This window comes from Falsochrobactrum shanghaiense (assembly GCF_003149535.1).
In the GTDB taxonomy this organism is placed as follows: Bacteria; Pseudomonadota; Alphaproteobacteria; order Rhizobiales; family Rhizobiaceae; genus Brucella; species Brucella shanghaiense.
In genome coordinates this window covers 612761-636689 of record NZ_QGDB01000003.1, presented here as the reverse complement: position 1 = coordinate 636689, position 23929 = coordinate 612761, and the positions used below count along the sequence as shown (strand labels likewise).

The following is a 23929-nucleotide window of genomic DNA, read 5'->3' as shown; positions in this document are numbered from 1 at the left end:
GTTAACAAAGCGTTATGACGAGTTTTCTGTGATGGCCGAAGAAGCATTAGCCGCATTCGCGCGGCGGCAATAATCGATCATTGACGCCATCATGATTTTGCATTTTCGCGAGTGTAATTTGCTTGCTCGATCAGCGCTGCAAGACTATGGTGCACCGCCTTGCAAGCGCTTTTGAGACAATATTGCGCGATCAGGCTTCATCTGTATTCTCGGGAGTTCACCTATGCTGAAAGGCTCAATCACCGCCCTCGTTACGCCATTCGACAGCGAAGGGGCGTTCGACGAAAAAGCTTTTCGTGATTTCGTGAACTGGCAGATCGAAGAAGGCACGCAAGGGCTGGTTCCGGTCGGCACCACAGGCGAAACCCCAACCCTTTCGCATGATGAACATAAGCGCGTTGTCGAAGTCTGCATCGAAGTCGCGGCTGGCCGTGTGCCGGTGATCGCAGGCGCAGGCTCCAACAGCACGGTGGAAGCCATCGAACTGGCGCAGCACGCGCAGGAAGCGGGTGCGGATGCGGTGCTCGTCGTCACGCCCTATTACAACAAGCCCAGCCAGCGCGGCCTTTACGAACATTTTTCGCGCGTGGCGAAATCAATCTCTATTCCGCTCATAATCTACAATATACCCGGTCGTTCGATCGTTGACATGCTGCCCGAAACCATGGGCGCACTGGTGCGCGATCATAAGAACATCATTGGCGTCAAGGATGCGACCGGCAAGATCGAACGCGTGTCGGAACAGCGCATCACATGCGGAACGGATTTCATCCAGCTTTCGGGTGAAGACGCCTCCGCGCTCGGCTTCAATGCCCATGGCGGGGTCGGGTGCATTTCCGTGACCGCCAATATAGCGCCGCGCCTTTGCGCGGAGTTTCAGGCGGCTTGCCAGGCGGGCGACTTTAGCCGCGCACTGGAATTGCAGGACCGGCTGATGCCCTTGCATAAGGCCCTGTTCATTGAGCCGAACCCCTCCGGCCCCAAATATGCGCTCTCGCGTCTTGGCCGCGTGGAAAATGTCCTGCGCTCGCCAATGGTGACGGTGGAAGCCGCGACAGCCGACAAGATCGGGCAGGCCATGCAGCATGCAGGTCTCATCAACTGATCTGCCCTGCGGCCTATGCAGTGATGAATGATTTGCGCTCCCGTTTGCGGGAGCGTTTTATTTGCGGCATTGAATGAACGGCTTGCCCCACCCGGAAAACAGCTTCGGACAGGTAACTTCTTGAATCTGCGGCCTATGCACGCCAAATATCGATTCCGCTTTGAGAAGTGATACTGTATATGATGCCAATATGAATAAGCCGAAGAACTCTCCCGCGCGCAAAATCATTGCTGAAAATCGCAAGGCGCGTTTCAATTTCGAGATTATCGATACTCTGGAAGCCGGTCTGGTTCTGACGGGCACCGAAGTCAAGTCGTTGCGCGCCAATCAGGCCAATATAGCGGAAAGTTATGCGAGCTTTGAAAATGGCGAGTTCTGGCTGATCAATTCCTATGTGCCCGAATATACGCAGGGCAACCGCTTCAATCACGAGCCGCGCCGGTTGCGCAAGCTTCTCGTCAGTCGTCGCGAAATGGCCCGGCTGTTCAATTCGGTCTCCCGCGAAGGCATGACGGTCGTTCCGCTGAAGCTTTATTTCAATGATCGCGGGCGGGCGAAGCTTGAGCTGGCCCTGGCGCGCGGCAAGAAAAACCACGACAAGCGCGAAACCGAAAAGAAGCGCGACTGGAATCGCGAAAAGGCGCGGCTTTTGCGCGATCGTGGCTGATTAAGCCGCCTCATTGAGAAAGGCGCGCGCATTTCTGAAAATATCGCGAAACATCGGGTCGGTCAGCCGGCCCGTATTTGTATTATAGCGTGAGCAATGATAGCTCGAAAAAATGCGCAATCCGTTGATTTCCGTCTCTTTGCCGTGCCCGAAAGGGTGGCGCGCAACGGGTGCGCCCATGGCGCGGATGGTGGATTGATGGGCAATGGTGCCCAATGTCACCACGGCGCGCAGATTACGGAAATGCGTCAGCAACGGGCTGAAGAACTGGCGGCAATTGTTGATCTCGCTGCCGGTGGGCTTGTTCTCCGGCGGCACGCATCGCACCGCATTGACGATACAGGCGTCAAGCAGCCGCAGGCTGTCATCGGGGCGCGCTTCGAATGTTCCAGCCGCAAAGCCGAATTCGCATAAGGTGCTGTAGAGAAGTTCGCCCGCATAATCGCCGGTGAACGGACGACCGGTGCGATTGGCCCCGCGAAGGCCGGGTGCAAGGCCCACGATCAGCAGCCGCACATCATCGGCATGGGCAGGCACGAACGGAGGAACCGGCGCATTATGCCATCGAGGCTCCTTGCGCCGCCATTCCTGTAAGAATTCATGCAATCGTGGGCAGATCGCACAATCGGAGGAGGGTTCTGAAATCATGTCCCTGCATGAACCGGGGGCAGATGGACGTCAATAGTCCTCGTCGGCATCCTCATCGTGGCGGCGTACCTGCGGCCGTTCGGACGGGTCGCGCCCGATTTCCGATTTCAGCGAGACAAGATCGATGAAATGATCTGCCTGCCGCCGCAACTCGTCGGAAATCATCGCGGGCTGCGTGGTGAGGGTCGAAACCACCGACACTTTACGGCCTTTGCGCTGCAATGCCTCGACCAGCGAGCGGAAATCGCCATCGCCGGAGAAGATCACGAAATGATCGACCGTATCGGTAAGCTGCATGGCATCGACGGTGAGTTCGATGTCCATATTGCCTTTTACCTTGCGGCGGCCCGTTGAATCCGTGAATTCCTTGGCGGCCTTGGTAATGACCTTGTAGCCATTATAGTCGAGCCAGTCGATAAGCGGGCGGATCGATGAATATTCCTGATCTTCCACCAGCGCCGTATAATAATAAGCGCGCAGCAGATAGCCGCGCTTTTGAAAAGCCTTCAATAATTTGCGGTAATCGATGTCGAAACCGAGTGTCTTTGAGGCTGCATATAAATTGGCGCCATCAATAAAAAGCGCAATCTTTTCACGAGAATCAAACATCGTGCAATATATCCACTCTACGGTCGCAGGGAGTGGGCCATCGACCGCGTATTTAGATTTGTTTTCAAACGGCGGGCGGTATTCATTTTTACCAAAGACGTTTATTGCGTTCTAAGGAGAAATTATAGAAAAACAAGCAACTAATGGTTGTTATTTGATCCCACTAAATTACCAGTCACCCGATTTCGGCAGCATGATCTGGCAAGTTTATATAGCGCATTTTGGAGGCTGTATGTCAAAATCCGCATATGAACGCGGGCTTGAATGACAAATTCGCCTTATGACCTTCGCGCCGCACCCCCGTGCTGAATCGACAGCAAGCTGCCATGGTCGGTATTCTGGCGGCACATATGCGTGCATTCTTGCGCTTTTGCTTGTAATTTTGCCGGACAAGCGCTATGTGCAGGGAAATTCCGTTAAAGTTTAAGCAATGAAAGGGACCGCCTATGGCCCGCGTCACCGTTGAGGACTGCGTAGATAAGGTCGAGAACCGTTTTGAACTGGTTCTTCTGGCCGGGCACCGTGCGCGGCAGATTTCGCAGGGCGCATCGATCACCGTCGATCGCGATAACGACAAGAACCCTGTGGTTGCGCTGCGTGAAATCGCCGATGAAACGCTGTCGCCCGACGATCTGAAAGAAGCCCTGATTCATTCGTTGCAGAAGCATGTCGAGATCGACGAGCCGGAAGCTGCCGCGCCTGCGCAGATTGGTGTCGCATCGGACGAGCTTGCCGAAGGCATCTCGGAAGCTGCGGAAGAAGATGTGCTTTCCTTCGACCGCATGTCGGAAGAAGAACTGCTCGCCGGCATTGAAGGTCTTGTCGCACCGGAAAAAAGCGACGATTTCTGATCGGCGTCACGACTGCTGAAAACAATGAAACGTGCGTGCGGCTGACCGGCTGTGGCGCACGTTTTTCTATGTGGACGATCCGAAGACCGGTTGATCGCCCGAAAGTGGGAACCGGTTTTGGGATAACGACACGCTTTAGAAAAAAAGCTGCATCACAGGCGCGTAAAATATTATATTTTTTAGCAATTTTTAGCCAGAATAGTGATCATGTCTGTACGCGGTGGTAGGAGTTTTAGTCGATGATGCGCCAATATGAGCTTGTGGAGCGGGTCCAGCGATACAAGCCTGACGTCAATGAGGCGCTTCTCAACAAGGCATATGTCTATGCCATGCAGAAGCATGGCAGCCAGAAACGTGCTTCGGGCGATCCCTATTTTTCCCACCCGCTGGAAGTGGCGGCTATCCTTACGGATATGCATCTTGACGAGGCGACGATTGCCATCGCCCTCCTGCATGATACGATCGAAGACACCACGGCGACACGTCAGGAGATCGACCAGCTTTTCGGGCCGGAAATCGGCAAGCTCGTCGAAGGGCTGACAAAGCTCAAGAAGCTTGATCTGGTTTCCAAGAAGGCGGTGCAGGCGGAAAACCTGCGCAAGCTTCTTCTGGCTATTTCCGAAGACGTCCGGGTGCTTCTGGTCAAGCTTGCCGACCGGCTGCACAATATGCGCACGCTTGGCGTCATGCGCGAGGATAAGCGCCTGCGCATCGCCGAAGAGACGATGGATATTTATGCGCCCCTGGCCGGGCGTATGGGCATGCAGGATACGCGTGAAGAACTGGAAGATCTGGCGTTCCGCTATATCAATCCCGATGCCTGGCGCGCCGTTACCGACCGGCTGGCGGAACTTCTCGAAAAGAATCGCGGCCTGCTGCAAAAGATCGAGGACGATCTTTCCGCGATCTTCGAGGAACACGGCATCAAGGCCAGCGTCAAAAGCCGCCAGAAAAAGCCGTGGTCCGTATTCCGCAAGATGGAAACCAAGGGACTGTCCTTCGAACAGCTCTCCGATATTTTCGGCTTCCGCGTGATGGTCGACACGGTGCAGGATTGCTACCGCGCGCTGGGCCTGATCCACACCACATGGTCCATGGTGCCGGGCCGGTTCAAGGATTATATCTCCACGCCCAAGCAGAACGATTATCGATCCATCCACACGACGATCATCGGCCCGTCGCGCCAGCGTATCGAATTGCAGATCAGAACGCGCGAAATGGACGAGATCGCCGAATTCGGCGTCGCCGCCCATTCGATCTACAAGGATCGCGGCAGCGCCAGCAATCCGCACAAGATTTCCACCGAAACCAATGCCTATGCATGGCTGCGCCAGACCATCGAGCAGCTTTCGGAAGGTGACAATCCGGAAGAATTTCTGGAGCACACCAAGCTCGAACTGTTTCAGGATCAGGTTTTCTGCTTCACGCCCAAGGGACGCCTTATCGCTTTGCCGCGCGGCGCAACGCCAATCGATTTCGCCTATGCAGTCCACACCGACATTGGCGACAGCTGTGTCGGAGCCAAGGTCAATGGCCGTATCATGCCGCTGATGACCGAGCTTAAAAACGGCGATGAAGTCGAAATCATTCGCTCCAAGGCGCAGGTGCCGCCTGCTGCATGGGAATCGCTTGTCGCAACCGGCAAGGCGCGCGCAGCTATCCGCCGCGCCACGCGCTCAGCTGTGCGCAAGCAATATTCGGGCCTTGGCATGCGTATTCTCGAACGCGCTTTCGAGCGCGCGGGAAAGCCGTTCAGCAAGGAAATTCTCAAGCCCGGCCTGCCGCGGCTGGCGCGCAAGGATGTCGAGGATGTGCTGGCTTCGGTGGGCCGCGGCGAGCTGCCTTCGACGGACGTGGTGAAGGCGGTTTATCCCGATTATCAGGATACCCGTGTCACCTCGCAGAACAATCCCGCCAAGACCGGCGAAAAGGGCTGGTTTAACATCCAGAACGCGGCTGGCATGATCTTCAAGGTGCCGGAAGGCTCCGAAGATGCGGCGGCATTGCCGGAAAATGGCGAAAAACCCAGCCGCAAGGCATTGCCCATTCGCGGCACCAATTCCGATCTGCCGGTGCGTTTTGCACCCGAAGGTGCTGTGCCGGGGGACCGTATCGTGGGCATCCTGCAGCCCGGTGCAGGCATTACGATCTACCCGATCCAGTCGCCGGCCCTGACGGCCTATGACGACCAGCCGGAACGCTGGATCGACGTGCGCTGGGATATTGACGAGGGAATGCATGAGCGCTTTCCCGCCCGCATCAGCGTCTCTGCGATCAATTCGCCGGGATCATTGGCGGAGATCGCGCAGATTGTTGCGTCCAACGATGCCAATATTCACAATCTCTCCATGGTGCGCACTGCGCCCGACTTTACCGAAATGATCATTGACGTCGAGGTCTGGGACCTTAAACACCTCAATCGCATCATTTCCCAATTGAAAGAAAGCGCGAGCGTGAGCGGCGCAAAGCGTGTGAACGGATAGGACCAGAATGAATACCGAAGACGTGATTGCCGTCTTCCGCGAAGCGGGAGCGATCCTTGAGGGCCATTTTATTCTCACCTCCGGCCTGCGCAGCCCCATCTTTCTGCAAAAGGCGCGGGTCTTCATGCATGCCGACAAGACTGAAAAGCTTTGCAAGGCACTTGCGGAAAAAATCCGGGCAGCGGATCTGGGCCGGATAGATTATGTGGTCGGGCCTGCCATCGGCGGGCTGATCCCTTCTTACGAGACCTCCCGCCACCTGGGCGTCCCTTCGGTCTGGGTGGAGCGCGAGAATGGCGTGTTCCGCCTGCGCCGTTTCGAAGTGCCGCAAGGTGCGCGCGTCGTGATCGTGGAAGACATCGTCACGACCGGCCTGTCCATTCGTGAAACCATCCAATGCATGCAGGATATAGGCGTCGAAGTGGTCGCGGCTGCCTGCATCGTGGACCGCTCCGCAGGCAAGGCCGATGTCGGCACAAGGCTGATTTCGCTGGCTGAATATGAAGTGCCGGCCTATTCGCCCGATAATCTGCCGCCGGAACTGGCCGCGATCCCGGCAGTCAAACCGGGCAGCCGCAATATCTGACCCGGTTTTTGAGATTTCGCCGCAGAATAATTCAATCTTAAAAAACTGGCCTGCGGCGAAATCGCTCTTGGAGTATTGGCTCTGGACCCCTAATTTAGCGGGGCAGGTCAAATGCCTCCTCATACCCCCCGTCGCTAGGAAATCATCGTGGCTGTTGTGCCTTTCACCGTGGAGCCAAAATCGAGCAGCCATCGCGCCGCCTGCGGGGTTTGCGCCGAATGCGAAGTGCGCCAGATGGCCGTTTGTGCTGCGCTCGACGATGATGATCTGGGCGCGCTTGAAGCCATCATGACTTCGAAAAAACTCAATGCCAACGAATCGCTGGTGGAAGAAGGCGCGCCGAAACAGCGCGTTTTTAGCCTCACATCGGGCATGCTGCGCATTTATACGCTGCTTCCCGACGGGCGCCGCCAGATCACGGGCTTTCTGGTTCCGGGCGATTATCTTGGACTTGCCGATGATGACGTCTATTCGCAATCGGCTGAAGCGGTGGTGCCATCCGTTCTTTGCGCTTTTTCCGCAAGGGAAATGGATATGCTGATGGAAAAATTCCCCCGGCTCAAAGAGCGGCTGCATCTGATGACCCGCGATGCGCTGCGGACCGCCCGCGACAACCAGTTGGTGCTGGGCCGTCTTGCGCCCGTGGAAAAGCTCGCAAGCTTCCTGCTGGTTCTGGCAGCCCGGTCGGAAAAGCACGGCGGCAGGCGCGATCTGGTCCATCTTTTGATGAACCGTATCGATATTGCCGATCATCTTGGCCTGACCATCGAAACGGTGAGCCGCAGCTTCACCAAGCTCAAGACGCAGGGCCTGATCCAGCTGCCCGAGGCCAATATTGTCGAAATTCTTTCGCGCCGTTCGCTGGCGGCCGTCGCCGGTATGGATCCTGACGCCGTCTGATATTTATCTGCAAGTCTTGATTGCATTGATTCAAATCAATGCACTTCCCGTCAATGTCGCCTAGACCTGATCATGAAGTTGAACCGGCTTGAACCATAAGCCGATTGCAATGAGGTGAGCAGGTGTCATCGTGGCTGGCAATCGAATATCGTCTGCATGCGGGGTGGGTGCGCCATGCATGAAGCTTCGATAAGGCGCTATGCGGCGCTGGCCGTGCCGCGCTACACCTCCTTTCCCACCGCGGCTGATTTTGTGCCGGTCACACCCGATACGACAAGCCGCTGGCTGCGCCAGATCGGACCGCAGGAAGCCGTCTCTCTTTATATCCATGTGCCTTATTGCAAGGAGATCTGTCACTATTGCGGATGCCATTCCAAGATGGCGGTGCGCGAGAGTGTGGTAGAGAATTTTGTAATAGCCCTGCTCAGTGAAATTAAAACGGTAAGCAGCAATCTCACGGCCCGGCCGCAGGTGGTGCATTTGCATTGGGGTGGCGGAACCCCTTCAATTCTTGATGTGGATCAGTTTGAACGCATAATTGCGGCTTTGCGACTGGCTTTCGATTTCCATCCTGAAATGGAACACGCCATCGAGCTCGATCCGCGGACGGTCACGCCGGTGCTCGCGGATGCATTGGCGCAGATGGGGGTTAATCGCGCCAGCCTGGGCGTTCAGGATGTAGATGGCAGGGTGCAGAAGGCCATTGGCCGCATTCAGCCTATAGAAACGGTTATCCGCGCAACAAATCTCTTGCGCGAAGCCGGGATCGAGCGGCTGAATTTCGATCTCATCTATGGCCTGCCTTACCAGACGGTCGAAACCTTGCGTGAAACCTGCGAGCGGGTTGCGGCGCTCAAGCCGGACCGGATCGCCTGCTTCGGCTATGCGCATCTGCCGCAGCGCCGCGCCAACCAGCGATTGATCGACGCTTCTGTTCTGCCCGATACCGAAGAACGGTTTGCGCAGGCCGCTGTCGTTACGGAAAGCTTCGTGCGCCTTGGTTATCAGCCTGTGGGGATCGACCATTTCGCGCTGCCCCATGACGAATTGGCCATCGCTGCCGCCAATGGCACGCTGAACCGTAATTTTCAGGGCTACACGACCGATAGCTGCCAGACGCTGATCGGCCTTGGACCGTCCTCGATCTCTCAATATCCCGCCGGTTACGCGCAGAATATTTCCGATGTGGGCCAATATAGCCGACGCGTGAATGCGGGCGAACTGGTGACTGTCCGGGGCTATTTCATGCGCGAGAGCGACAGGGTGCGTGCAGGCATCATTAGCGCGCTTATGTGCAATTTCCGCGTCGATCTCAACGAGGCTGCGCCGGAAATGGAGTTCGCCGACGAAATGGCCTTGCTGCGTCCGCTGGCGTCGGATGGTCTGGTCGAGGTGCGAGACAGGGTAATCAGCGCGACCGAGGACGGCAAGCCGCTCATCCGTCTTGTGGCGGCTGCATTCGATGAATTTCGCCGGGGAAATGTGCAGAGTTTCAGCTTGGCGGTGTGAATTTGCGGTACGGCAAGGAATGAGGCCGTGCCGTCCGCTATAAAAATATTGCTGCCGTACCGGGCCGTCAAAAGGTCGGCGGCAATTCGGAGCACCGTTCGTTGGGGGATGAGCGGTGCTCCACTCTTTTTAACCGGAAACCGCTCTGTTGAGCTTCGGCAGGAATATGGTCAGAAGCCCCAGCAACGGCAGATAGGAACAGATCCGGTAGACATATTCGATGCTCGTGCGGTCGGCGACGATGCCGAGCACTGCCGCGGCAATTCCCGCTACGCCGAAAGCCAGCCCGAAAAACAGTCCCGAAACCATGCCGACGCGACCGGGCAGCAATTCCTGGGCAAAGACGATAATGGCCGGGAAGGCGGAAGCCAGCACAAAGCCGATGATGATGGTGAGGATCGCTGTCACTTCCAGATTTGCGTATGGCAGCGCCAGCGTGAAGGGAAGGATGCCGAGGATGGACGCCCAGATTACCGTGCGCGTGCCGATTTTATCGCCTATGGGGCCGCCGATGATCGTGCCTGCCGCCACGGCTCCGAGAAACAGGAAAAGCAGAAGCTGCGACGCTTGCACCGTGACGCCGAAATGGCTGATCGTATAAAAGGTATAATAGTTCGTGAGGCTCACCATATAGACATATTTGGTGAAGATGAGCATGACGAGCACGGTGATCGACGCGATAACCTTGTTGCGGGAGACGGGCAGTGTTTTATCCGGTTTGGGCCGGTTGGCGTTGGCGCGGCGATAATTATTATACCAGCTGCTCACATGCCAGAGCACGAACATGCCGAGCAGTGCTGCGATCGAAAACCATGAAAGGCTTATCTGGCCGAATGGCAATACGATGAAAGCCGCCAGCAACGGTCCCGCCGCCGAACCGAAATTGCCGCCCACCTGAAACAGCGACTGCGCGAAACCATGCCGCCCGCCCGATGCAAGACGGGCGACGCGCGCCGCTTCGGGGTGAAAAACGGACGAGCCGAAGCCAATGCAGGCGGCTCCCAGCAGCAGGAATGGATAATCATGCGCGGTTGCGAGCAGGACAAGCCCGACAAGCGTGCACCCCATGCCGAAAGGCAATGAAAAGGGCATTGGTTTGCGGTCTGTATAGATGCCTACCAATGGTTGCAGGATCGATGCCGTCATCTGAAAGGTGAAGGTAAGCAACCCGATCTGCCAGAAGGAAAGGCTGTAGTTGTCCTTGAGCATGGGATAGATGGCCGGCAATAACGACTGCATGAGGTCATTGAGAAAATGAGCCATGCTTGTAGCCAGAATGATGCCGAGAGCCGTATTGTTGGCGCCGTTTTCGGAAGGCTGCCCGGCAGCGCTGATGCTCATTATCCCACCTCAATGCACGTCCGCTGCGGGCTGACGCTGCACGCAACGGAAGATTGTGAAAGTTACTTATCCTTATTGTGCCTGTCACGAAAGCGAAAATGCCCCGCTACAATAAGAATACCCGCTATAATAATAATAATTGTCTCCGTGCACGCAGATCAGTATGAGAGAAGCATGTTGTTCAGCCGTCGAAATCCGCCGACCATGAAGGAGCGCCTGAGGCTTCTTATCTGGCCGCGCCGGTCCTTTTCCCGTTCATTGAAATATGGCGGCAAGCGAATCCTGCGTATTGCCGCTTCGCCCCATGCGGTGGCGACGGGATTGGCAATCGGCGTATTCGCAGCCTTTACGCCGTTTTTCGGCTTTCATCTCATCATAGCGCTCGTGCTGGCTTATATTCTGGCGGGTAATGTCGCAGCCGCAGCCCTTGGCACTGCGGTCGCCAATCCGCTCACGCTGCCGTTCATATGGGGCGGCACCTATGAGCTTGGGCGTATAACGCTGGGCGAAGCTGCGAATGCTCAGCCGCTGCATTTGACGCAGATGCTCGAAACCATGCGCTTTAATGAAATCTGGGCGCCTGTGCTCAAGCCGATGCTGTTCGGATCGGTAATCCTCGGCGCGGCCTGTGCGGCAATAACTTATATTGTAACGCGATTTGCCGTCTCGGCATTCCGCCGCCGCAGGCTCGAAGCACTCGCTCAAGGACGCAGGCTGCACAACCGATGGGAGCCGTAATCATATGATTATTGGTATTGGCAGCGACCTTATCGATATAAGGCGCGTTGAAAAGACGCTGGAAAAACACGGTGACCGCTTCCGGCAACGTGTGTTTACCCCGGTCGAACAGGCCAAATCCGAAGGCCGCAAGCAGCGTGCGGCATCCTATGCCAAGCGTTTCGCTGCCAAGGAAGCCTGCGCCAAGGCGCTTGGCACCGGCATTTCGCATGGCGTTTTCTGGCGCGACATGGGTGTTGTGAACCTGCCTTCGGGCAAGCCGACCATGCAGCTTACCGGCGGGGCTGCGCAACAATTGCAGCGTCTTTTGCCCAAAGGCATGCGTGCCGCCATACATCTGACAATTACCGATGATTTTCCTCTCGCACAGGCTTTTGTGATTATCGAAGCCCTGGCAGAGACAGAATGATTGCAATCGGATTGCCTCTGGCAATCTTAGCCGTTATTAGATCGCACAACGGCAAGCGGAGAGACAATGAGCGTGTCCAGCAAGAGTGAAAGCAAAAAATCCGGCGGCCTTGGCGAAACCGTCAGTGTTATCGTACAGGCGCTGCTGCTGGCGCTGATTATCCGCAGCCTGCTTTTCCAGCCTTTCAGCATTCCGTCCGGCTCGATGCGCCCGACCTTGCTTGAAGGCGATTATCTGTTCGTGTCCAAATATGCCTATGGCTATTCGCGCTATTCTCTGCCGTTCGGCCTCGATCTGTTTTCAGGCCGCATCTGGAGCGCTGAACCCAAGCGCGGCGATGTGGTGGTGTTCAAGCTGCCCAGTGACACATCGGTCGATTACATCAAGCGCGTGATCGGTCTTCCCGGCGACCGCGTGCAGATGCGCGGCGGCGTGCTTTACATCAACGACGAGCCGGTAAAGCGCGAACTGGTCGGCACCATCGACAACCCGGACGTCACCGAGGTCAACCGCCCCGTTCAGGTCTATCGCGAAACGCTGTCCAACGGCGTGACCTATGATACGCTGGACCTTGCGCCCAATTCCATTGGCGACGATACGCGCGTGTTTGAAGTGCCAGCCGGTCATTATTTCATGATGGGCGACAATCGCGACAATTCGCTCGATAGCCGTTTCGGCGTCGGCTATGTGCCGTTTGATAATCTGGTCGGCCGCTCGAACATTATCTTCTTCTCTATCGCCGACAAGGCAAGCCCGCTGGAAATCTGGAAATGGCCGACCGACGTTCGTTTCAGCCGCCTTTTCTCATGGGTCAGCGGTGAACCGCATACCGCTGTTACCGGAAATTGAGATGGTTTCCACGCAGAAGGCCGCAACCGTTCTGGAAGAGCGCACAGGCTACCGCTTCCATGATCTGAAGCGGCTGGAGCGTGCGCTTACCCATTCGAGCGTTCAGACGCCGTCGCGCGCCAATTACGAGCGGCTGGAATTTCTCGGCGACCGCGTGTTGGGCCTCACCGTTGCCGAAATGCTTTTCGATGCATTCCCTGATGCGCCGGAAGGCGAATTGTCGGTGCGCCTGAACGCGCTGGTCAATGCCGAAACCTGTGCCGCTATTGCTGATGAAATCGGGCTTGCCGATTTCATTCACACCGGATCGGACATAAAATCGCTCAATGACAAGCGCCTTCTGAATGTGCGGGCTGATGTTGTGGAAGCGCTGATCGCCGCCATCTATCTCGAAAGCGGACTTGAAGCGGCGCGCGACTTCATCAATCGCTTCTGGCAAAAACGTTCGCTTGAAACGGGTGCTGCGCGGCGCGATGCGAAGACGGAATTGCAGGAATGGGCGCATCAGCAAAACAATGTGCACCCGGTCTACAGCACCCTGAGCCGCAGCGGGCCCGACCATGACCCGCTCTTTGTGGTGGAAGTGACGGTGCAGGGATTTGCCTCCGAAAGAGGCGAGGGGCGCTCCAAACGCATTGCTGAACAAAGTGCAGCCGAGGCGATGCTCTATCGACAGGGAATTTGGAAGCGCGACGTTTCCACCTGATGCGGAACCGCCGGCTGATTTTTTAAATTGATAAATAGGGCGTGCCATCGATGATGAACGCTCTCAAAAGGACGAACAATGAACAATCCGACGACGCCTGAAACTGGCGAAACTGAAACCGGAGCGACCCGCTCCGGCTTTGTGGCGCTGATCGGTGCGCCGAATGCCGGAAAATCCACACTGGTCAACCAGCTTGTGGGAAGCAAGGTTTCCATCGTAACCCATAAGGTGCAGACGACGCGTGCGCTGGTGCGCGGCATCTTCATCGAGGATAATGCGCAGATCGTGCTTGTGGATACACCGGGAATTTTCCGGCCCAAGCGCAGGCTCGACCGCGCCATGGTCACGACCGCCTGGGGCGGGGCCAAGGATGCCGATATTATTCTCGTCATCATTGATGCGCAGGGCGGCTTGAACGAGAATGCCGAAGCGCTCCTCGAAAGCATGGCCAATGTTCGCCAGACGAAGATACTGGTGCTCAACAAGGTTGATCGGGTTGATCCGCCCAAGCTGCTTGAGCTTGCGCAAAAGGCGAATGAAACCGTCGCCTTCGACCGCACCTTCATGATTTCCGCGCTCAATGGTTCGGGCTGCAAAGATCTGGCGAAATATCTGGCGCAAAGCGTGCCTGAAGGCCCGTGGTATTATCCGGAAGACCAGATTTCCGATATGCCGATGCGCCAGCTTGCTGCTGAAATCACCCGCGAAAAGCTTTATTTGCGCCTGCATGAAGAACTGCCTTATTCTTCCACCGTCGAAACCGAGCGATGGGAAGAGCGCAAGGATGGCTCGGTACGGATCGAGCAGGTGATCTATGTCGAGCGGGAAAGCCAGAAGAAGATCGTTCTTGGCCACAAGGGCGAGACGATCAAGGCGATCGGGCAGTCCGCACGCAAGGAGATCGGCGAAATTCTCGAACAGAATGTGCATCTGTTCCTGTTTGTGAAAGTGCGCGAAAACTGGGGCAACGACCCGGAACGTTATCGCGAAATGGGCTTGGATTTTCCGCAATAGCGGACTAACACTGGTCATGGAATGGCGTGATGAAGGCATAATTCTCGGCACGCGCCGTCACGGTGAAACCAGCGCTATCGTCGAGGTGATGACACTTGCCCATGGCCGCCATATGGGCATGGTGCGCGGTGGCCGCTCGCGCCGTATGCAGCCGCTGCTCCAGCCCGGAAACCATGTCGATCTGACATGGTGGGCGCGGCTGGACGAGCATCTGGGCAGCTTCACTATCGAGCCGCTGGGATTTGCCGCAGCAAGGCTGATCGAAACGCCGGTGGCCCTTTACGGCATCCAGCTTGCGGCATCGCATTTGCGGCTCTTGCCCGAACGCGACCCCCATGGGGGACTTTACGAGACGTTGCGGCTCATCATCGGGCATTTCGACGATCCGCTGGCCGCGGGCGAATTGCTGTTGCGCTTTGAAGTAATGATGCTTGAGGAACTTGGCTTTGGCCTTGATCTCAAGGAATGTGCTGCGACTGGCACTCATGAAAACCTGATCTACGTCTCGCCCAAATCCGGGCGCGCGGTCTGTGCCGATGCAGGCGCACCATGGGCGGATAAGCTTCTGCCGCTGCCTGCCTTCGTCAACAGCACCGCCGTGCGTGCCTCCTGCTATGATGATCTCGACCGCGCTTTCACCATGACGGGTTTCTTTTTCATGCGCCATGTCTGGGAGCCGCGCGCCCAGACCCCGCCCGATGCAAGGGGCGGATTTCTCAATGCGCTGGCGCGCATCATCGATCCGCAACCGGCAGGCTGAAAACCTCGCCTTCAAACGCTTCCGCCCCGCGTCCGATTGCTTTTATGGCCGCAACCATACGGCCCCGGCGCCCGAGGATTTCGTCTGCAAGGCCGATCAACCGAAGATTGGGCGTTGCGGAAGGCGAAAGCTGGCGGAGCGTGTTTGCAAGCTCTGCTTCATCAAGTTTCTGATCAAGGGCGAGCTTTATAATATAAGCGCCCGCCGTGGAGCGCGATATGCCAGCATAGCAATGGATCAGCAGCGGCAGCGCACGATCCCAGCCTGCGGCAAAATCGAGCAATTGCTCGACATGAGTTTGATCGGGCAGCACCAGCCCGTCGCGCGGCTCGACAATATCATTGAAGATCAGGCTGAGACGCTTGGCATCGGAAGGCAGGGAAGGCACATCGGCACTTGTCAGCGTCACGATATGGCTGGGCCGGTGCTGCCCGATCTGCTCGGCCAGTTGCGAAAGCGGGCTGACGACGATATGCGGCATATCTAACCTTTGCGCGCCCTTTCCAGTTGCGAAAACCGCGCCAGAAACTCTTCCTGTATTTCCTGCGTCGGGCGCGGTTTAAGCGAAAGCCCTTCCGGATCGAACCCGCGCGGACGACCAAAATATTTGACCGCTTCGCTTTCCGTGAAGCCTGCAAGTTTTGTGGCTTCAAAATAGGCGGCGATCCGGTCGGCACGCTTGATAAGCTTTTTCAATATTGCGGTGGGCGTGGGCGGGAGCGAAAAACGCAGATGAATGGCGCTTTCAAGCCGCGCTTCGATCAGTTTGTAATTGCCGCCCATTACCGCCTTGAACGGCGAAATCATGTCGCCGATCACATATTCCGGCGCATCGTGCAGCAATGTCAGCATCTGCCATTCTTTGCTGGCATCAGGAACGAGCCGGTTGAAAATCTGCTCGACCAGCAGCGAATGCTGCGCCACGCTATAAGCGTGTTCGCCCACCGTCTGCCCGTTCCAGCGCGCAACCCGCGCAAGCCCATGGGCAATATCCTCGATCTCGATGTCGAGCGGCGAGGGGTCGAGCAGGTCCAGCCTGCGACCGGACAGCATACGCTGCCAGGCGCGTTCCTTGCCCGATGAACGGTCGATTGCGGCCATCAGGCGTTTCCCGTATCCGTTTCAGGAAATCCGAAGCCGACATGCGGCGGCAGGCTAAGCGTGATTGCGCTGTCACCAGCCATGATCGGCGTGCCGGAATCAAGTGCATCCTTCACCCGGTCGATGCGCACCAGAGCCAGACCGAGACCATCCGCTGAACTGCCGAGCGTGCCGATCTCGCGCTCGCCCACCTTGACCGGCGTGCCCATGGCGGGCAGGGCGCTTTGCGCTTTCGCCACCAGAACGCGGCGCCGCGCCGTGCCGCGATGTTGCATCCGCGAGACGACTTCCTGCCCGACAAAGCAGCCTTTGGGAAATGTCACCCCGCCGGTCTGGTCGAAATTTACATCATGCGGAAAGACATCATTATAGGCGAAATCGGCTTCGCCTTCGGCAATGCCATATTCGGCGCGCAGCCTGATCCATGCGCTTTCATCGCTGGTCCCATCAGCCCGGCCATAGATGCGCAAGACATTCAGCTCTTGCGGAAAGCGCGAATCACGCTTGATTGAATCATCTTGTGAAGGGACGGAATCATTTTGCCAGCAAACGCTCACAAGTGATTCCGGCAATTGAGTAATTTCGGCCTTGGCGCGCAGGCGATAGAGCGTCATGCGCTTGATGAAATCGCTGGCAATGCTTGCGGGCATATCAAAACGCAGCCCGTTTTCGATGCGCGATACCAGAAAGTCGAACAGGATTTTCCCCTGCGGTGCCAGCAACGCGCCGGGTTTGAGTTCATCGGGGCCAAGCTTGTCGAGATTGGTGGTGATCACGGCTTGCAGGAATTTTTCCGCATCTTCGCCCGTGATATGAACCAGCGCTCTGTTGGAAAGATTTACCGTTCCGGCTACCATTGTCATTGCTTCTTCCTTGCCTTTGCCGCCATCGTTACGTAAGCCGCATCGAAGAGGCTCGCAAGTCCCAACAAGCCAGCAGGAGACCACAATGGCTGAAACGTTCGATACGATCCTGAAAGGTGCAACCCTCGTCAATCATGACGGCACAGGCCAGCGCGACATCGGTATTCGTAACGGACGCATAGAGGCGATAGGTTCTCTGGGCTCAGCATCCGCCGGTGAAGTTATCGATTGCACCGGCCTTCACATCCTGCCCGGCGTGGTCGATAGTCAGGTTCATTTCCGCGAGCCGGGGCTGGAGCATAAGGAAGACCTCGAAACCGGCTCCCTTGCCGCTGTTCTGGGCGGCGTGACGGCGGTTTTTGAAATGCCCAACACCAAGCCGCTGACCACTTCCGCCGAGACGCTTGAAGACAAGATTGCGCGCGCTCGTCATCGCATGCATTGCGATTTCGCCTTCTGGGTCGGCGGAACCCGCGACAATGCGAAGGATGTGGCGGAACTCGAACGCCTGCCGGGTGCCGCCGGTATTAAGGTGTTCATGGGCTCATCGACCGGTGATCTGCTGGTCGAGGACGATGACGGCGTTCGTTCCATTCTCGAAAATACCCGCCGCCGTGCCGCCTTCCATTCGGAAGACGAATTCCGCCTGAAAGAGCGCGAGGGCCTGCGCGTTGCGGGCGATCCGTCCAGCCATCCGGTCTGGCGTGATGAGGTGGCCGCACTCCAATGCACGCAGCGCCTGGTGCGCATCGCGCGCGAAACCGGCGCGCGCATTCATGTGCTGCATATTTCAACGGCAGAAGAAATCGACTTCTTGCAGGCGCACAAGGATATGGCGACCTGCGAGGCCACCCCGCATCACCTCACATTGTCGGCGGATGATTATGCGACGCTGGGCAATCTCATCCAGATGAACCCGCCGGTGCGCGACAAGCGCCACCGCGATGGGGTCTGGAAAGGTATCGATCAGGGTATTGTCGATGTGCTTGGTTCCGACCATGCGCCGCATACGCTGGAAGAAAAGCAGAAAACCTATCCGGCTTCACCGTCCGGCATGACGGGCGTGCAGACGCTGGTGCCGATCATGCTCGATCATGTGAATGCGGGAAAACTGTCGCTTGAGCGCTTTGTCGATTTGTCGAGCCATGGCCCCAACCGTATTTTCGGCATGGCGCGCAAGGGCCGTATTGCGGTGGGCTATGATGCCGATCTCACCATCGTCGATATGAAACGCCGCGAAACCATCACGCATGAGCAGGCAGGCTCAAAGGCAGGCTGGACGCCTTATCATGGCAAGAGCGTCACCGGCTGGCCGGTGGGCACTTTCGTGCGCGGTATCAAGGTGATGTGGGAAGCGGAAATCGTCAATCCGCATCAGGGCGAGCCGGTCGAGTTTCTGGAGGCTCTACTGTGCAGGTGATCTACTGAAGAATACGTTCAGGCAGCAAGGTTCCGGCGATGATCTGCTCGCGCATTTTCTCGATCAGTTCGAGCGCGCAATCTTCGCCTGCCTCGCGCATAAGCTCGGTCAGAGCCGTGGTGAAAGCAGCTTCGGCCAATATTTCAGGCTCGATACCGTCTGAAATTCCGTCGGCCCAGGCTTCGTTCTGATATTCGATCGCGACCAGCTTTTTTTCGCGGGCAATCATTTCGTCCAGATCGGCTGGCATATGTTCCATCGACTTCATGCTGTCTAATGTCTTTCTGCTGCGCGGCCCGTTTCTCGCTTTTTATGAGAGATGAAAGCGTCGCAGCCAATGTCAGTTTAAGAGAGTGTTAACAGAATAAAGCGGATTTGGATGATTTAATTCGCGTCAATCCGCACAAGAGTTATGAATTGGTTAATTGCCATAACGCGAGATGATCTCGTTCGACAAGCTTTCTCCCTCTTTCATATAGCGATCAATCGCCGCAAGGGCAGAGGGGGTGCAGCGGGTATAATTGTCGCTGAAAACGCGATAGCCGTAGTTGAAACTCGAAACAAGCTGCAACTTTTCCGCTTCGGATGGATTTTCGGCAGCGATGATCGCATCCATCCGGTCGCGCCATTCGCTGCCGGTTTCCCCACAAAGATTGCGCAGATAATGCAGCGAGCCCAGAACCTCGGCGACCCGGAGCAACTTTCCGTCATAGGGCGCATCCTGTGCGGACAGGGCCGGGTACACCGTCCCCAGCCACATTCCAACCGCCAACAGGGAAAGCCAGTTGCCTTTCAAGTGTTACCCTCTCGCTCTTCCGGTTTGTTGCGCAGAATAGAGGCTGCTTCATGGCGTGAGAAGGCTGAAACTATCATGGCCCGTCTTCGCGTTCGGCAACGCAACGCGCCACATCCAGCGTACTCTCGGTCACATTCACCTTCGCCATTTCTTCAATTGTCAGCCAGTGAATCGAAACGGCGTCGTCACCCGCCTGCTCAATGCCTGAAAGATCAAAGGCGCGAAAGACGGACAGATAATAGCTTTTTTCATAAGCCTTGCCCTCAAGCGCCAGATCGACGGTGATGAGATGCGCCAGCGAACCCGCATCAAGCGCCGTTTCTTCCTTCAATTCGCGAAGGGCTGCTTCTTCGGCGGTTTCCCCGGCTTCGACGCTGCCGCCCGGAAAAGCAAGCCAGTCCTTCCACGGTTCCTTGCCGCGCCTGACGAGCAGAAAGCGCCTGTCGCGACGGCAGACAAGCGAGACGCCATGGATTTGCAAAGGAAGCGGAGAAAGCGGAACGGTAATCATGATCCAGCTATGATCGCGCTGCACGGATTTTGCAATACGACCATGGCTTGACCCATGAGGAAAAAGCCTGAACATGAGCGCCATGTGTGGACGTTTTTCTTTAACTGCAAGCCGGGAAGAGGTTGAAGCCTTGCTCGGCGCGATGATCGCGGAGGATTTTCCTCCGCGTTACAATATTGCGCCTACCCAGCCGATCCTCTCCATTCTGGCTGGTGAAACCCCGCCGCCCGGCAGCAATCGCCCCGACAGGGCAGGGCTGCTGGTGCGCTGGGGCTTTGTGCCCTCATGGGTGAAGAACCCCAATGACTGGCCGCTTGTGTTCAATATTCGCTCGGAAACGGCTGCGGAAAAGAACTCTTTCCGGGCTGCTCTCAATCATCGTCGTGCACTTGTGCCTGCTTCCGGCTTTTATGAGTGGCGGCGCGTGGGCAAGAACAAATCGCAGCCCTACTGGATCAGGCCGCGCAATGGCGGCATCGTGGCTTTTGGCGCGCTGGTGGAAACATGGAGCAGTGCCGATGGATCGCAGATCGATACGGCGGGTCTTTTGACCACGAGTGCCAATAATTTGCTGCGCCCGATTCATGCGCGCATGCCGGTGGTGGTGCAGCCGGAAGATTTTGCGCGCTGGCTCGATTGTAAAAATTTTCTGCCAAAGGAAGTGGCCGACATCATGCGGCCCGTTCAGGATGACTTTTTCGAGGTCATTCCGGTGTCCGATAAGGTCAACAACGTGGCCAATACGTCACCGGATTTGCAGGCTCGCGTGGAAGAAGACTTGACGGCGGAACCCGCGCAGCCAAAAAGAAAGAAAAGCTCTGAACCTGAGGCGGATTCGGGCGACCAGCTTTCCATGTTCTGATTTCACTTTTATTTTCGGGGAATGTCCGTGTATTCAGCCGCCCTGTCCGGGTTTCTTCTTGGTGCGTCGCTCATCATCGCCATCGGCGCGCAAAATGCGTTCATCTTGCGTCAGGGATTGTTGCGCCAGCATGTCTTCATTCTGTGCCTGATCTGCGCATTATCCGACGCCCTGCTGATCGCAGCCGGTGTCGCGGGGCTTGGCACGCTGATTGCGCAATCGCCGCAGCTTATTGCATTTGTCACTCTGGCGGGTGCGGCTTTTTTGTTCTGGTATGCTTCGGTGGCCTTTCGCCGCGCATTCCACCCCGAAGCCATGCAGGTCAGATCGAATGGCAGTGTAAGCCTGAAAGCCGCAATCGCGACCTGTCTGGCGCTGACTTTCCTCAACCCGCATGTCTATCTCGACACGGTGGTGCTGCTCGGCAGCCTGTCGGCCCGTTTTGAGGGCCTTGCCCGCGCTGCCTATGCTGCGGGCGCGGCCATTGCATCATTCGTGTGGTTTTTCTCGCTTGGCTACGGCGCGCGGCTATTGCAGCCCGTCTTCGCCAGGCCTGCCGCCTGGCGTGTGCTTGATTGCATCATCGGCGCGGTGATGGCGCTGATCGCTATCAGCCTTTTAACCCGGTTTTTTAACGGCTAGGATCGAGCGGCGATGATTGTCGTTGCGCGCTTCTTCCTTGCTCTCCGCCTTGTTCAACAGGGCGGCAACCAGAACGGCAGGTCCGATTTCGCGGTACTGGTCGATCAACTGGTCTTGCCGCGGCTGCGGCTCACTTTTACGCATTGGTCCATCCTCATCCAAACTACTCCTCACTATTTTGTGATGGATTGAGACGGAATGAAGGCTGATTGAGGCCGGTTTTACGGTATTCGAGTTAACGCTTCGCAAGATTTGGAAGGGTTGCTAAAATACCACAGGACGATTGGGGGCAATGCTGCCATTTTGAGGGCGTTTTCTAAAAGTCCTTGACGTAAGCCGATGGCGCAGGGATAAGTGTCTGCATGAAAACGCTGACCGCAATCATTTGTACTGGTTCGATTATTATTGGCTAGCAGCTTGCTGGCCCGGCCGTTTTCGTCTCCCCTTGCATTAACAGGATGATAACGCCCCGGCCAGTCGGCTGCGGTTTTTCGTACCCGTATTTCAGGTCTTTTGGGGAATTAGAATGGCTGATGCGCCGCAACTTCGCCTCTATAATACGCTGACCCGCACGAAGGAGGATTTTGTCCCCCTCGAAGCGAATAATGTGCGCATGTATGTCTGCGGACCGACCGTCTATGACCATGCCCATATCGGCAATGCAAGGCCGGTAATCGTTTTCGACGTGCTGTTTCGCCTGCTGCGTCATGTCTATGGTGCGGAGCACGTCACCTATGCACGCAACATCACGGACGTCGATGACAAGATCAATGCGCGCGCCGCGCGTGATTACCCCGGTCTGCCCTTCAATGAGGCGATCCGCAAGGTTACAGAAAGCACCAATGCGCAGTTTCAGGCCGATGTGAGTGCGCTTGGAAATTTGCAGCCCACCGTGCAGCCGCGTGCGACCGAGCATATGGACGAAATGCGCGCGCTCATCGACCGGCTCGTGCAGCGCGGTGTCGCCTATGTCGCGGAAGACCATGTGCTGTTTTCTCCATCGACGATGAATACGCTCAAGGGACCGCGTTATGGCGCGCTTGCGCGCCGTTCGCTCGATGAAATGCTGGCGGGCGCGCGGGTGGATGTGGCGTCTTACAAGCGCGACGAAATGGATTTCGTGCTGTGGAAGCCGTCCAGAGAGGGCGAACCGGGCTGGCCGTCGCCTGCGGGAATCCAGACATTTGGCCGCCCCGGCTGGCATATAGAATGCTCGGCCATGTCGATGGCAAAGCTTCTGGAGCCATTTGGCGGCGGTCTGAAATGCGACGACCCGGAAAAAAACCAGTTCGACATTCATGGCGGCGGCATCGATCTGGTCTTCCCGCATCATGAAAACGAGATCGCCCAGTCCTGCTGCGCTTTTGGCACCGAACGCATGGCAAGCGTGTGGATGCATAACGGCTTTTTGCAGGTCGAAGGGCAGAAAATGTCGAAATCACTCGGCAATTTCATCACCATTCGCGATGTCCTCGACAGCGGCCTGCCGCACTTAGGCGATTGGGACGACAAGAATATCCGTGATCGCTGGGTGGGGCTGGCCGCGCGCCTGTCCATGCTGCAAACCCATTATCGCGAGCCGATCAACTGGACGGCGCAACGTCTGGCGGAATCTGCCGAGGAGCTTCATCGCTGGTATGGCCTGCTGCGCAGCGAAGGTTTTGCTTCGCCACAGCAGGTTTGCGCAGACCATGAAGCTGTCGCGGCATTGGCGGACGATCTCAACACATGGGCTGCGATTACGGCCCTGCGCAAAGCCTTCAAGACGAAGGATGCGGCGGCACTGGGCGAGGGCATGGCGCTGATGGGGCTGCTCGATATGCATTTCGTAACGGCCTCGGACCTGCCGATTTTTGCAGGAGCGAATGTGGATGCGGCCTCAATCGAAGCGCGTATCGGCGAGCGCCTGCGCTTGATCGCAGAGAAGAATTGGGCGGAAGCAGATCGCATCCGTGACGAACTTCTTGGCGAGGGTGTGCAGTTGAAGGACGGCAAGGACCCTTCTACCGGCGAACGCATCACGACATGGGATGTGGTAAGCTGACCGGATCATGGAAAAGGAGGAGACCATGACGCTCGATAACAAACCGTTTTATAGCGGCGGATGCCAGTGCGGCGCGGTGCGCTTTCATATTGAAGGTGCGCTCGAATCTGCTTCCATTTGCCATTGCCGCATGTGCCAGAAGGCGTTCGGCAGCTTCTACGCGCCGCTCGCCTCCATTGGTGAAGCAAAGCTCACATGGACGCGCGATGAGCCGAAGCGCTTTCAATCGTCCAACCATGTCAGCCGTGGTTTTTGTTCCGAATGCGGAACGCCTTTGACCTATGAAGCACCGGACGGCGTGGGACTGGCAATCGGCGCTTTTGACAATCCCGAAGAGGTCGTGCCGCTCGTGCAATGGGGCATCGAAAAGAAGCTGTCCTATGTTGATGGCCTTGCAAATCTGCCCGGTAAGGAAACCGAGCACGATCCGAAAAGCATCGAATTTGTAAGGACCATGGTGTCCTACCAGCATCCCGATCACGATACGGACAACAATTAAAAGCATGACCCACCGA

General features: G+C 56.7%; 28 protein-coding genes. 18 read left to right on the top strand and 10 right to left on the bottom strand.

What is annotated here, in order from left to right; genetic code table 11:
- The first annotated feature begins 223 nt into the window (after positions 1-223).
- A complete protein-coding gene (gene dapA, locus DKP76_RS10885; RefSeq protein ID WP_109706478.1) occupies positions 224-1105 on the top strand; it encodes a 4-hydroxy-tetrahydrodipicolinate synthase in 882 nt (293 codons plus the stop codon).
- A 190-nt stretch (positions 1106-1295) separates the two neighbouring features.
- On the top strand, positions 1296-1772 hold the full coding sequence (gene smpB, locus DKP76_RS10880) for an SsrA-binding protein SmpB (protein WP_109706476.1): 477 nt from the start codon (positions 1296-1298) through the stop codon (positions 1770-1772).
- Here smpB and DKP76_RS10875 read toward each other — a convergent pair whose 3' ends face one another.
- On the bottom strand, positions 1773-2420 hold the full coding sequence (locus DKP76_RS10875; protein WP_109706475.1) for a uracil-DNA glycosylase: 648 nt from the start codon (positions 2418-2420) through the stop codon (positions 1773-1775).
- Positions 2421-2450: 30 nt separating this feature from the next.
- Positions 2451-3029, bottom strand: coding sequence for a LabA-like NYN domain-containing protein (locus DKP76_RS10870; protein WP_109706473.1), 579 nt, complete (start codon positions 3027-3029; stop codon positions 2451-2453).
- Between the two features lie 446 nt (positions 3030-3475).
- Between DKP76_RS10870 and rpoZ the strand changes: the two genes are divergently transcribed.
- The 5 genes from rpoZ to hemN all read left to right on the top strand — a co-directional run bounded on the left by rpoZ (position 3476) and on the right by hemN (position 9358).
- Positions 3476-3880: a DNA-directed RNA polymerase subunit omega gene (rpoZ, locus tag DKP76_RS10865; RefSeq protein ID WP_109706472.1), complete on the top strand. Its 405-nt coding sequence runs from the start codon at positions 3476-3478 to the stop codon at positions 3878-3880.
- 239 nt (positions 3881-4119) lie between these two features.
- The gene (locus DKP76_RS10860) at positions 4120-6363 is read left to right on the top strand and encodes a RelA/SpoT family protein (RefSeq protein WP_109706470.1); all 2244 of its coding nucleotides are present in this window, start codon (positions 4120-4122) and stop codon (positions 6361-6363) included.
- Positions 6364-6370: 7 nt separating this feature from the next.
- The gene (pyrE, locus tag DKP76_RS10855; RefSeq protein WP_109706468.1) at positions 6371-6949 is read left to right on the top strand and encodes an orotate phosphoribosyltransferase; all 579 of its coding nucleotides are present in this window, start codon (positions 6371-6373) and stop codon (positions 6947-6949) included.
- Positions 6950-7096: 147 nt separating this feature from the next.
- Complete coding sequence (locus DKP76_RS10850) at positions 7097-7849, top strand: cyclic nucleotide-binding domain-containing protein (RefSeq protein ID WP_425349386.1); 753 nt, start codon at positions 7097-7099, stop codon at positions 7847-7849.
- 174 nt (positions 7850-8023) lie between these two features.
- Entirely contained in the window at positions 8024-9358 is a 1335-nt protein-coding gene (gene hemN, locus DKP76_RS10845; RefSeq protein WP_109706466.1) for an oxygen-independent coproporphyrinogen III oxidase, read from the top strand.
- A 129-nt stretch (positions 9359-9487) separates the two neighbouring features.
- Here hemN and DKP76_RS10840 read toward each other — a convergent pair whose 3' ends face one another.
- Positions 9488-10699 carry an MFS transporter gene (locus tag DKP76_RS10840; protein ID WP_109706464.1) on the bottom strand — a complete coding sequence of 404 codons (1212 nt, stop codon included), beginning with the start codon at positions 10697-10699 and terminating at the stop codon, positions 9488-9490.
- Positions 10700-10873: 174 nt separating this feature from the next.
- Between DKP76_RS10840 and bspA the strand changes: the two genes are divergently transcribed.
- The 6 genes from bspA (at position 10874) to recO (ending at position 15175) form a co-directional block, all read left to right on the top strand.
- Positions 10874-11437 (top strand): type IV secretion system effector BspA, encoded by a 564-nt coding sequence (gene bspA, locus DKP76_RS10835; protein ID WP_109706463.1) that lies wholly within the window; start codon positions 10874-10876, stop codon positions 11435-11437.
- A gap of 4 nt (positions 11438-11441) precedes the next feature.
- A complete protein-coding gene (gene acpS, locus DKP76_RS10830; protein ID WP_109706461.1) occupies positions 11442-11846 on the top strand; it encodes a holo-ACP synthase in 405 nt (134 codons plus the stop codon).
- A gap of 66 nt (positions 11847-11912) precedes the next feature.
- Positions 11913-12695, top strand: coding sequence for a signal peptidase I (gene lepB, locus DKP76_RS10825; RefSeq protein ID WP_109706460.1), 783 nt, complete (start codon positions 11913-11915; stop codon positions 12693-12695).
- Position 12696: 1 nt separating this feature from the next.
- Complete coding sequence (gene rnc, locus DKP76_RS10820; protein ID WP_109706458.1) at positions 12697-13401, top strand: ribonuclease III; 705 nt, start codon at positions 12697-12699, stop codon at positions 13399-13401.
- A 78-nt stretch (positions 13402-13479) separates the two neighbouring features.
- Positions 13480-14415, top strand: a complete 936-nt coding sequence (era, locus tag DKP76_RS10815; RefSeq protein WP_109706457.1) for a GTPase Era — start codon at positions 13480-13482, stop codon at positions 14413-14415.
- A 16-nt stretch (positions 14416-14431) separates the two neighbouring features.
- Positions 14432-15175 carry a DNA repair protein RecO gene (gene recO / locus DKP76_RS10810; RefSeq protein ID WP_109706455.1) on the top strand — a complete coding sequence of 248 codons (744 nt, stop codon included), beginning with the start codon at positions 14432-14434 and terminating at the stop codon, positions 15173-15175.
- Here recO and DKP76_RS10805 read toward each other — a convergent pair.
- Genes DKP76_RS10805 through ygfZ form a run of 3 tightly spaced genes read right to left on the bottom strand, consistent with a single transcriptional unit; the run spans position 15150 to position 17139 of the window.
- A complete protein-coding gene (locus tag DKP76_RS10805) occupies positions 15150-15656 on the bottom strand; it encodes a tyrosine phosphatase family protein (protein ID WP_109706453.1) in 507 nt (168 codons plus the stop codon). The two genes, recO and DKP76_RS10805, sit on opposite strands and share 26 nt — an antisense overlap.
- Positions 15657-15658: 2 nt before the next feature.
- Positions 15659-16276 (bottom strand): YfbR-like 5'-deoxynucleotidase, encoded by a 618-nt coding sequence (locus tag DKP76_RS10800; RefSeq protein ID WP_109706451.1) that lies wholly within the window; start codon positions 16274-16276, stop codon positions 15659-15661.
- Positions 16276-17139 carry a CAF17-like 4Fe-4S cluster assembly/insertion protein YgfZ gene (ygfZ, locus tag DKP76_RS10795; protein WP_109706450.1) on the bottom strand — a complete coding sequence of 288 codons (864 nt, stop codon included), beginning with the start codon at positions 17137-17139 and terminating at the stop codon, positions 16276-16278. Before ygfZ ends, DKP76_RS10800 begins: the two co-directional genes overlap by 1 nt.
- Positions 17140-17224: 85 nt before the next feature.
- Between ygfZ and DKP76_RS10790 the strand changes: the two genes are divergently transcribed.
- Positions 17225-18559, top strand: a complete 1335-nt coding sequence (locus DKP76_RS10790) for a dihydroorotase (RefSeq protein ID WP_109706448.1) — start codon at positions 17225-17227, stop codon at positions 18557-18559.
- Between the two features lies 1 nt (position 18560).
- Here DKP76_RS10790 and DKP76_RS10785 read toward each other — a convergent pair whose 3' ends face one another.
- The 3 genes from DKP76_RS10785 to DKP76_RS10775 all read right to left on the bottom strand — a co-directional run bounded on the left by DKP76_RS10785 (position 18561) and on the right by DKP76_RS10775 (position 19866).
- Complete coding sequence (locus tag DKP76_RS10785; RefSeq protein WP_109706446.1) at positions 18561-18827, bottom strand: hypothetical protein; 267 nt, start codon at positions 18825-18827, stop codon at positions 18561-18563.
- A 153-nt stretch (positions 18828-18980) separates the two neighbouring features.
- Complete coding sequence (locus DKP76_RS10780) at positions 18981-19319, bottom strand: TIGR02301 family protein (protein ID WP_109706444.1); 339 nt, start codon at positions 19317-19319, stop codon at positions 18981-18983.
- Positions 19320-19428: 109 nt separating this feature from the next.
- The gene (locus DKP76_RS10775; RefSeq protein ID WP_109706585.1) at positions 19429-19866 is read right to left on the bottom strand and encodes an NUDIX hydrolase; all 438 of its coding nucleotides are present in this window, start codon (positions 19864-19866) and stop codon (positions 19429-19431) included.
- Positions 19867-19948: 82 nt separating this feature from the next.
- On the opposite strand from DKP76_RS10775, the gene DKP76_RS10770 reads away from it, so the two are divergent.
- Positions 19949-20728, top strand: a complete 780-nt coding sequence (locus tag DKP76_RS10770; RefSeq protein ID WP_109706442.1) for an SOS response-associated peptidase — start codon at positions 19949-19951, stop codon at positions 20726-20728.
- 27 nt (positions 20729-20755) lie between these two features.
- Positions 20756-21370 carry a LysE/ArgO family amino acid transporter gene (locus DKP76_RS10765; RefSeq protein ID WP_199224794.1) on the top strand — a complete coding sequence of 205 codons (615 nt, stop codon included), beginning with the start codon at positions 20756-20758 and terminating at the stop codon, positions 21368-21370.
- On the opposite strand, the gene DKP76_RS10760 is transcribed toward DKP76_RS10765, so the two are convergent.
- Positions 21347-21514 carry a hydrolase gene (locus DKP76_RS10760; RefSeq protein WP_109706438.1) on the bottom strand — a complete coding sequence of 56 codons (168 nt, stop codon included), beginning with the start codon at positions 21512-21514 and terminating at the stop codon, positions 21347-21349. The two genes, DKP76_RS10765 and DKP76_RS10760, sit on opposite strands and share 24 nt — an antisense overlap.
- A 382-nt stretch (positions 21515-21896) precedes the next feature.
- On the opposite strand from DKP76_RS10760, the gene cysS reads away from it, so the two are divergent.
- Positions 21897-23414: a cysteine--tRNA ligase gene (cysS, locus tag DKP76_RS10755; protein WP_109706437.1), complete on the top strand. Its 1518-nt coding sequence runs from the start codon at positions 21897-21899 to the stop codon at positions 23412-23414.
- A 25-nt stretch (positions 23415-23439) separates the two neighbouring features.
- Entirely contained in the window at positions 23440-23913 is a 474-nt protein-coding gene (locus DKP76_RS10750) for a GFA family protein (protein ID WP_109706435.1), read from the top strand.
- Positions 23914-23929: the final 16 nt, after the last annotated feature.

Coding starts and splice junctions, on each gene's coding strand:
- dapA (WP_109706478.1), top strand. CDS start 224: ATGCTGAAAGGCTCAATCACCGCCCTCGTTACGCCATTCGACAGCGAA.
- smpB (WP_109706476.1), top strand. CDS start 1,296: ATGAATAAGCCGAAGAACTCTCCCGCGCGCAAAATCATTGCTGAAAAT.
- DKP76_RS10875 (WP_109706475.1), bottom strand. CDS start 2,420: ATGATTTCAGAACCCTCCTCCGATTGTGCGATCTGCCCACGATTGCAT.
- DKP76_RS10870 (WP_109706473.1), bottom strand. CDS start 3,029: ATGTTTGATTCTCGTGAAAAGATTGCGCTTTTTATTGATGGCGCCAAT.
- rpoZ (WP_109706472.1), top strand. CDS start 3,476: ATGGCCCGCGTCACCGTTGAGGACTGCGTAGATAAGGTCGAGAACCGT.
- DKP76_RS10860 (WP_109706470.1), top strand. CDS start 4,120: ATGATGCGCCAATATGAGCTTGTGGAGCGGGTCCAGCGATACAAGCCT.
- pyrE (WP_109706468.1), top strand. CDS start 6,371: ATGAATACCGAAGACGTGATTGCCGTCTTCCGCGAAGCGGGAGCGATC.
- hemN (WP_109706466.1), top strand. CDS start 8,024: ATGCATGAAGCTTCGATAAGGCGCTATGCGGCGCTGGCCGTGCCGCGC.
- DKP76_RS10840 (WP_109706464.1), bottom strand. CDS start 10,699: ATGAGCATCAGCGCTGCCGGGCAGCCTTCCGAAAACGGCGCCAACAAT.
- bspA (WP_109706463.1), top strand. CDS start 10,874: ATGTTGTTCAGCCGTCGAAATCCGCCGACCATGAAGGAGCGCCTGAGG.
- acpS (WP_109706461.1), top strand. CDS start 11,442: ATGATTATTGGTATTGGCAGCGACCTTATCGATATAAGGCGCGTTGAA.
- lepB (WP_109706460.1), top strand. CDS start 11,913: ATGAGCGTGTCCAGCAAGAGTGAAAGCAAAAAATCCGGCGGCCTTGGC.
- rnc (WP_109706458.1), top strand. CDS start 12,697: ATGGTTTCCACGCAGAAGGCCGCAACCGTTCTGGAAGAGCGCACAGGC.
- era (WP_109706457.1), top strand. CDS start 13,480: ATGAACAATCCGACGACGCCTGAAACTGGCGAAACTGAAACCGGAGCG.
- recO (WP_109706455.1), top strand. CDS start 14,432: ATGGAATGGCGTGATGAAGGCATAATTCTCGGCACGCGCCGTCACGGT.
- DKP76_RS10805 (WP_109706453.1), bottom strand. CDS start 15,656: ATGCCGCATATCGTCGTCAGCCCGCTTTCGCAACTGGCCGAGCAGATC.
- DKP76_RS10800 (WP_109706451.1), bottom strand. CDS start 16,276: ATGGCCGCAATCGACCGTTCATCGGGCAAGGAACGCGCCTGGCAGCGT.
- ygfZ (WP_109706450.1), bottom strand. CDS start 17,139: ATGACAATGGTAGCCGGAACGGTAAATCTTTCCAACAGAGCGCTGGTT.
- DKP76_RS10790 (WP_109706448.1), top strand. CDS start 17,225: ATGGCTGAAACGTTCGATACGATCCTGAAAGGTGCAACCCTCGTCAAT.
- DKP76_RS10785 (WP_109706446.1), bottom strand. CDS start 18,827: ATGAAGTCGATGGAACATATGCCAGCCGATCTGGACGAAATGATTGCC.
- DKP76_RS10780 (WP_109706444.1), bottom strand. CDS start 19,319: ATGTGGCTGGGGACGGTGTACCCGGCCCTGTCCGCACAGGATGCGCCC.
- DKP76_RS10775 (WP_109706585.1), bottom strand. CDS start 19,866: ATGATTACCGTTCCGCTTTCTCCGCTTCCTTTGCAAATCCATGGCGTC.
- DKP76_RS10770 (WP_109706442.1), top strand. CDS start 19,949: ATGTGTGGACGTTTTTCTTTAACTGCAAGCCGGGAAGAGGTTGAAGCC.
- DKP76_RS10760 (WP_109706438.1), bottom strand. CDS start 21,514: ATGCGTAAAAGTGAGCCGCAGCCGCGGCAAGACCAGTTGATCGACCAG.
- cysS (WP_109706437.1), top strand. CDS start 21,897: ATGGCTGATGCGCCGCAACTTCGCCTCTATAATACGCTGACCCGCACG.
- DKP76_RS10750 (WP_109706435.1), top strand. CDS start 23,440: ATGACGCTCGATAACAAACCGTTTTATAGCGGCGGATGCCAGTGCGGC.